Genomic DNA, 6,910 nt, shown 5'->3' on the forward strand with positions numbered 1-6,910 from the left:
GCCTCGAGTACACCGCAAAAGGATGTGCTCGGAGTCTAACAGGGCAACGTTAAATAGCCATCACCGGCCAGCGGCCGGCAGTCTCCGACCCCGCGCCCCGCCATTTCCGGCACACGGCAGGCAAATGATTGGCTATACATGAAAGGAGGAAAATGGAAAAAAGACTCTAAGAAGGAGGCCCATGCAGAGCTATCAAGTGTTGATCATCGGCAGCGGGTTTGGCGGCCAGTGCGCGGCGGTCAATTTGCTCAAGGCCGGCATCGACGATTTTCGCTTGCTGGAGCGGCGGGACTTTTTCGGCGGCACCTGGTGCCAGAACACCTACCCCGGCGCGGCGGTGGACGTGCCGTCGCCGTTGTATTCGCTGTCGTTCGCACCCTACCCATGGATGCAGATGTTCGCCGGACAAGCTGAACTGCATCGCTACACCGAACACGTCATTGAGCGTTTCGGCCTGCGCGAGCGGGTGGAACTGCAAGCCGATGTCGAGCACATCGAATGGGATGAAAACGAAAAGCGCTGGGCCGTACACACCGGCGCCAAGGGCACCTATTACGCGCAGTTCGTGATTAATGCCACCGGACCGCTGAGTCAACCGGTCGTCCCACACTTCCCCGGTCGGGATCGCTTTCAAGGCAAGACCTTTCATACAAACAATTGGGATCACAGCTACGACTATCGCGGTAAACGCGTAGCGATCGTCGGCAGCGGCGCCAGTGCCGTGCAGGTGATCCCGACGATTGCAGCGGATGTCGCGCACTTGCACGTCTTTCAGCGCACACCCCATTGGGTGCTGCCGCGCCCCGACCGAAAGTTCGGACGTTTCCAGCGCTGGCTGCTGGGACTGAAGCCGGCCTGGAAGCTGTTGCGCTGGCTGATCTACTGGCAGTTCGAAACCCGGATCATTGCCTTCAAATATTCGAAACCGGCGATTCACATGGTGCAGAACCAGGCGCTGAAATTTCTCAAACGCCAGGTGACTGACCCTGAACTGCAGCGAAAACTGACGCCGGACTTCACCATCGGCTGCAAAAGGGTATTGCTCTCCAACACCTATTATCCGGCGCTGACCCGGCCCAACGTCACCTTGCATAGCCGCGAACAAGGTATCGCCGCCCTCGATGAAACCGGCATCCTTACCACGGATGGCCAGCACATCGACGTTGATCTGATTGTCTGGTCGACCGGTTACGACGCCACCGATGGCGTGATTTCCTACCCGGTCAGCGGAAAAAACGGCGTAAAACTGCGCGATGTCTGGGCGCAATACCCACGCGCCTACCTCGGCACCAGCCTGCCGGACTTTCCCAACCTGTTTATCGTCACCGGGCCGAACACCGGCATCGGGCATACTTCGGCGCTGTTCATCATCGAATCGCAGATGAACTACATCCTCGACTGCATCCGCACCGTACAGGCCAAAGGTCTGCGCAGCATCGAAGTTCGCCCCGAAGCAGAACGTACCTACACTCAGATGATTCACCGGGAGATGGAGCGCACGGTCTGGAAAACCGGCGGCTGCCACAGTTGGTATCAAAGCAGGAGCGGTCATGTGATCGCGATGTTTCCCGGCTTCAGTTTCAGCTATCACCGCTTGACCCGGGCGCTGAAACCGGCCGACCACATTCTGTCTTGAACAAGGAAGAACCACGATGCTTTTGCTGTTTGTCGCCCTCGCAGTTTTCGTGGCCTGGAGCTGGTTGAGCTACCCGGCGGTCGGTCATTGGCTCTACGACCTGAGCGCGGCCCTGGAGGCCAGGTTGTATCGGCTGCACAAGATTGAAGTGCCGATCGCCGAAATGACGGTGTCGACCTGGCAAGGCGGGCCTTACGAAGCGTCGAGCAGCATTCTGATGCTGCACGGCTACAGCGCCGAAAAGAACCTGTGGCTGCGCTTCGCCCGGCACTTTGTCGGGCAGTACCGGGTGATCATCCCGGACCTGGCCGGTCACGGCGAAACCGGCTTCAAGGCCGGTGGCGGCTACGACATTCCGGTTCAGGCCAAACGCATGATCCAGTTGCTCGACGTTTGCGGCGTCGAGAAGGTCCACGTGATCGGCAACTCCATGGGCGGTTACATCGCCGCGTGGCTGGCGGCGACCTACCCGGATCGCATCGCTTCGGTGGCGCTGATCGACCCGGCCGGCGTCACCGCGCCCGAGGCCAGCGACATGGAACGTCACCTGGCCCGTGGGCACAATCCATTCCTGATCAACTCCCGGGAAGAATTCCGACACTTCTATGCGATGACCATGGCCTCGCCGCCGTGGGTGCCCGGTCTGGTGCTAGATGCCATTGCCCAGCGCTACGAGCAACAACGGGACGAACTGGAAGAGATCTTCCGGGATTTTCGCGCGAGTCCGCCGATGGAACCGAAGTTGCCGGACATCAAATGCCCGGCGCTGTTGCTCTGGGGTCGCAAGGACCGGTTGATCGATGTCAGCAGTGTGCCGGTGTGGAGCAAGGGCATCGCCAATCTGCGGGTCGATGTGTGGGATGGCGTCGGGCACATGCCGATGGTCGAGCAGCCGTCGAACACGGCGCGGTTGTATCGGGAGTTTCTGGGGGAAAACTCACGCGCAGACAGGTAACCGGTCAGTCGTTGGCAGAATGAAGTTCGTAGGATTCTTCGTTTGCCCGCGTCGGCGAAGGCTGCGATCTTTTCCACCATCCTTTACGTGACCGTGCCAGGAATTTTTTTCATGACCGTGCAGCCGTTCGTCAGCCCCGACCTGATCCGCCAACGCTTCTCCAGAGCGATGTCCGACATGTACCGCGAAGAGGTGCCGCTGTACGGTGCACTGATGGAACTGGTGGAGAAGACCAACCGCGAAGTGCTGGCCCGCGAACCGCAGATCGCCAGTCAATTGCACAGCACCGGCGAAATCGAACGGCTGGACATGGAGCGCCATGGCGCGATCCGTGTCGGCACCGCCACCGAACTGGCCACCCTCGCCCGCCTGTTTGCGGTGATGGGCATGCAGCCCGTGGGTTATTACGACCTGACGCCCGCCGGGGTGCCGGTGCATTCCACGGCTTTTCGAGCAGTGCATGAAGATGCGCTGCAGATCAGCCCGTTCCGGGTGTTCACTTCGCTGTTGCGACTGGAATTGATCGAAGATCCCGAGTTGCGGGCCTTCGCACAATCGGTGCTGGATCAGCGTTCGATCTTCACCCCAACCGCGCTGCGCTTGATCGAGCAGGCCGAATCGGCTGGCGGGCTGAATGAATCCGAAGCCGGGGAATTTGTCCTGCAAGCACTGGAGACTTTTCGCTGGCACCACAGCGCCACCGTCACCGCCGCGCAATACCAGACCCTTAGCGCCCAACATCGTCTGATCGCCGATGTGGTTGCGTTCAAAGGCCCGCACATCAACCACCTGACACCGCGCACGCTGGACATCGACATCGTTCAGGCGCAGATGCCGCTGCATGGCATCACGCCCAAAGCGGTGATCGAAGGGCCGCCGCGCCGGCAGCATCCGATCCTCCTGCGCCAGACCAGTTTCAAGGCACTGGACGAGCCGATCGCCTTCACCGACCAGACGCAAACTCGCGGCAGCCACAGCGCTCGCTTCGGCGAGATCGAACAACGGGGTGCGGCGCTGACACCCAAGGGCCGGGCGTTGTACGACCGTCTGCTGAATGCGGCGCGAGATGAGTTGGGTGACTTCCCCAACGAAGTCAATGCCTCACGCTACAACGCGCTGATGACCCACCACTTCAGCGAATTCCCTGACAGCCTCGAAGGCATGCGCGAGCAGGAATTGGCGTATTTCCGTTATTTCCTGACAAACAAAGGGCTGGCGGCGGGTCGTCCCGCTGAGGTTTCGCTGCAAGCTTTGTTGCGCGACGGCTATGTGAAAGCCGAACCGCTGGTGTACGAAGACTTCCTGCCGGTGAGTGCGGCGGGGATTTTTCAGTCGAACCTGGGAGACGCCGCGCAGACGCACTATGGCGAGCACTCCAACCGGCAGTCATTCGAACTTTCCCTGGGACGTTCGACCATCGATGAACTGGGCTTGTATGCCGAGACTCAACGGCGTTCGATCGAAGAATGTTTGAAGGCGCTTGCACGATAACGCGACGAAGCGGCACCTGGCCATACTGCGCAAGAAGTTGCGCAGTTCCCCGTAATAAAAACCCCATCGGAATCGCTGCAGCCCTTGCACATCAAGGGCTGTAGCCAAGTGCGCAAGAAGTTGCGCAGTACTGCGCAACTTCTTGCGCACTTTTTGCCTGAAACCCTGCCTTTTTTCGACGTATTCAATGACGCTCCGTGCCAACCCCTTGGTTTATATGGCTTCGAAAATGTTGGCACGCTCCTTGATATAGCTTTGGCACCCACCGGGCGATTTCGCCTCCCGGGCACCCTAACTTTATCCGCAAGGAGCACCTCCCATGGCAACACCAGCGTACATGTCGGTTACCGGCGAAAAACAAGGTCTGATCACTGCCGGCGCTTTCACTGCCGACTCCGTTGGCAACACCTACCAGGAAGGCCACGAAGACCAGGTCATGGTTCAGGCTTTCACCCACGACGTGATCATCCCGCGTGACCCGCAATCCGGTCAGCCAACCGGTCAGCGCGTGCACAAGCCAGTTGTGATCACCAAGGTCTACGACAAGGCTTCGCCTCTGCTGCAAGCAGCACTGACTTCCGGCGAGCGCATGAGCGAAATCGTTATCCAGTGGTACCGCACTTCGGCTCAAGGTACTCAAGAGCACTACTACACCACCAAACTGGAAGACGCGATCATCGTCGCCATCAACAACAAAATGCACAACTGCCAGGATCCAGGCAACGCGCACTTCACCCACCTGGAAGAAGTGCAGTTCACCTACCGCAAAATCACCTGGACCCACGAAGTATCCGGTACTTCGGGTTCCGATGACTGGCGTGCTCCAGTCGTTTAATTACGGCTGATCGTTTCAAGCATCGGCCAGCTCTGCTGGTCGATGTTGTTTACGCCCCTCCAGAATTTCGCGCGCGTTGACCGCTCTTGCGGTTGACGGGCGCCGCTGTACAGCACGAGGAACAAGGGATGTTCGCGCCGGCCAATGAAACCCACTTTGCCCTGACCATCGAAGGGCTTTCCACCGATTTCCAGGTGTTTACCCTCACCGGTCGGGAAGCCATCAGCCAGCCGTTTGCCTTCGAGGTGGAGCTGGTCAGTGAGCAGCCGTCGCTGGACCTCGAAACCCTGCTGCACAAACCGGCCTTCCTGCAGCTGTCGCCCGACGGCAGCGGCATCCACGGCCTGATCGACCGCGCCGCACAAGGCGATTCCGGCAAGCGCCTGACGCGCTATTCCGTGACCCTGCGCCCGCAGCTTTCGTACCTGGCGCACCGGATCAACCAGCGGATCTTCCAGAACCTCAGCGTGCCGAAAATCATCGGCAAGATCCTCGAAGAACACGGCATCCAGGGCAACGCCTATGAATTCCAGACCGGCTCGATCTACCCCGAGCGCCTCTACTGCGTGCAGTACGACGAGTCGGATCTGCATTTCATCCAGCGCCTGTGCGAAGAAGAAGGCATTCACTACCACTTCCAGCACAGCGCCACGGCGCACAAGCTGGTGTTCGGCGACGACCAGACGGTGTTCCACAAACTGGCGCCGGTGGCCTATCAGCAGGACTCCGGCATGGTCGCCAGCGACCCGGTGATCAAGCGTTTCGACCTGCGCCTGGAAACCCGCACCAGCCGCACCACCCGCCGCGACTACGACTTCGAAAAACCGCGGATCACCCTCGAAAGCGAAAACCGTGGCGACGCCCTGCCCGACCTCGAGGACTACGACTACCCGGGCCGTTTCGTCGACCGCGAGCGCGGCAAGCACCTGGCCAAACGCGCCCTTGAGCGCCACCGCGCCGACTTCCAGCTCGCCGAAGGCAAGAGCGACCAGCCGCTGCTGGTCAGCGGCCATTTCCTCGCGCTGAAGGAACACCCGAAGGCCAAGTGGAATGACCTGTGGCTGCTCACCGAGGTCCACCACGAAGGCAAGCAACCGCAAGTGCTGGAAGAGTCCGTCACCAGCGACACCACCGCACTGAAAGACGACTTCCATCAGGGCTACCGCAACCGCTTCCAGGCCACCCCGTGGGACGTGCCGAACCGCCCGCCCCTGCGCCACCCGAAACCGCGCATCCTCGGCAGCCAGAGCGCCGTGGTCACCGGCCCGCAAGGCCAGGAAATCCACTGCGACGAATACGGCCGGGTGAAAGTCCAGTTCCACTGGGACCGCGACGGCCTGGCCGACGACAAGACCAGTTGCTGGCTGCGCGTCTCCAGCGCCTGGGCCGGCGCCCAGTACGGCGGCATCGCCATCCCGCGTATCGGCATGGAAGTGCTGGTGACCTTCCTCGAAGGCGACCCCGATCAACCGTTGATCAGCGGCTGCCTGTACCACAAGGAAAACACCGTCCCCTACGCGCTGCCGGCAAACAAGACGCGCACCACCTTCAAGACCCTGAGCTCGATGGGTGGCGGCGGCTTCAACGAACTGCGCATCGAAGACAAGAAAGGCCAGGAACAGATCTTCCTCCACGCCCAGCGCGACTGGGACGAGAACATCGAACACGACCAGAAAATCCGCGTCGGCAACGAACGCCACGACGTCGTGGAAAAGAACAGCTACACGGAATTCAAGGCCGAAGAACACCACACCGTCTACGCAGACCGCAAAGTCGAAACCCGCGCCAACGACCACCTCACCGTAGGCGTGAACCAGCACATCAAGATCGGCACCGGGCAATTCATCGACGCGGGGCAGGAAATTCACCTGAGCAGCGGGATGAAAGTGGTGCTGGAGGCCGGCGCTGAACTGACGCTGGTCGGTGGCGGCAGCTTCATCAAGATCGATGGCGGCGGCGTGACCATGAGCGGGCCGGCGATCAACATCAACTC

The 6,910-nt window shown here is 60.3% G+C and carries 5 protein-coding genes; all 5 read left to right on the top strand.

The genetic code is table 11. The annotated features are described in order from the left end of the window. The first annotated feature begins 181 nt into the window (after positions 1-181). Entirely contained in the window at positions 182-1,636 is a 1,455-nt protein-coding gene (locus OQ248_RS28965; protein ID WP_265815038.1) for an NAD(P)/FAD-dependent oxidoreductase, read from the top strand. A 16-nt stretch (positions 1,637-1,652) separates the two neighbouring features. Beyond that, entirely contained in the window at positions 1,653-2,591 is a 939-nt protein-coding gene (locus OQ248_RS28970; protein WP_265815039.1) for an alpha/beta fold hydrolase, read from the top strand. 111 nt (positions 2,592-2,702) lie between these two features. Beyond that, the gene (locus OQ248_RS28975; RefSeq protein ID WP_265815040.1) at positions 2,703-4,082 is read left to right on the top strand and encodes a VOC family protein; all 1,380 of its coding nucleotides are present in this window, start codon (positions 2,703-2,705) and stop codon (positions 4,080-4,082) included. A gap of 319 nt (positions 4,083-4,401) precedes the next feature. Continuing rightward, the gene (locus OQ248_RS28980) at positions 4,402-4,917 is read left to right on the top strand and encodes an Hcp family type VI secretion system effector (RefSeq protein WP_007949952.1); all 516 of its coding nucleotides are present in this window, start codon (positions 4,402-4,404) and stop codon (positions 4,915-4,917) included. A 128-nt stretch (positions 4,918-5,045) separates the two neighbouring features. Next, a partial coding sequence (tssI, locus tag OQ248_RS28985; RefSeq protein WP_265815041.1) for a type VI secretion system tip protein TssI/VgrG occupies positions 5,046-6,910 on the top strand: 1,865 nt, incomplete at its 3' end.

The sequence above is a fragment of the Pseudomonas sp. COW5 genome, from assembly GCF_026240005.1.
GTDB classification, from domain to species: Bacteria; Pseudomonadota; Gammaproteobacteria; order Pseudomonadales; family Pseudomonadaceae; genus Aquipseudomonas; species Aquipseudomonas kribbensis.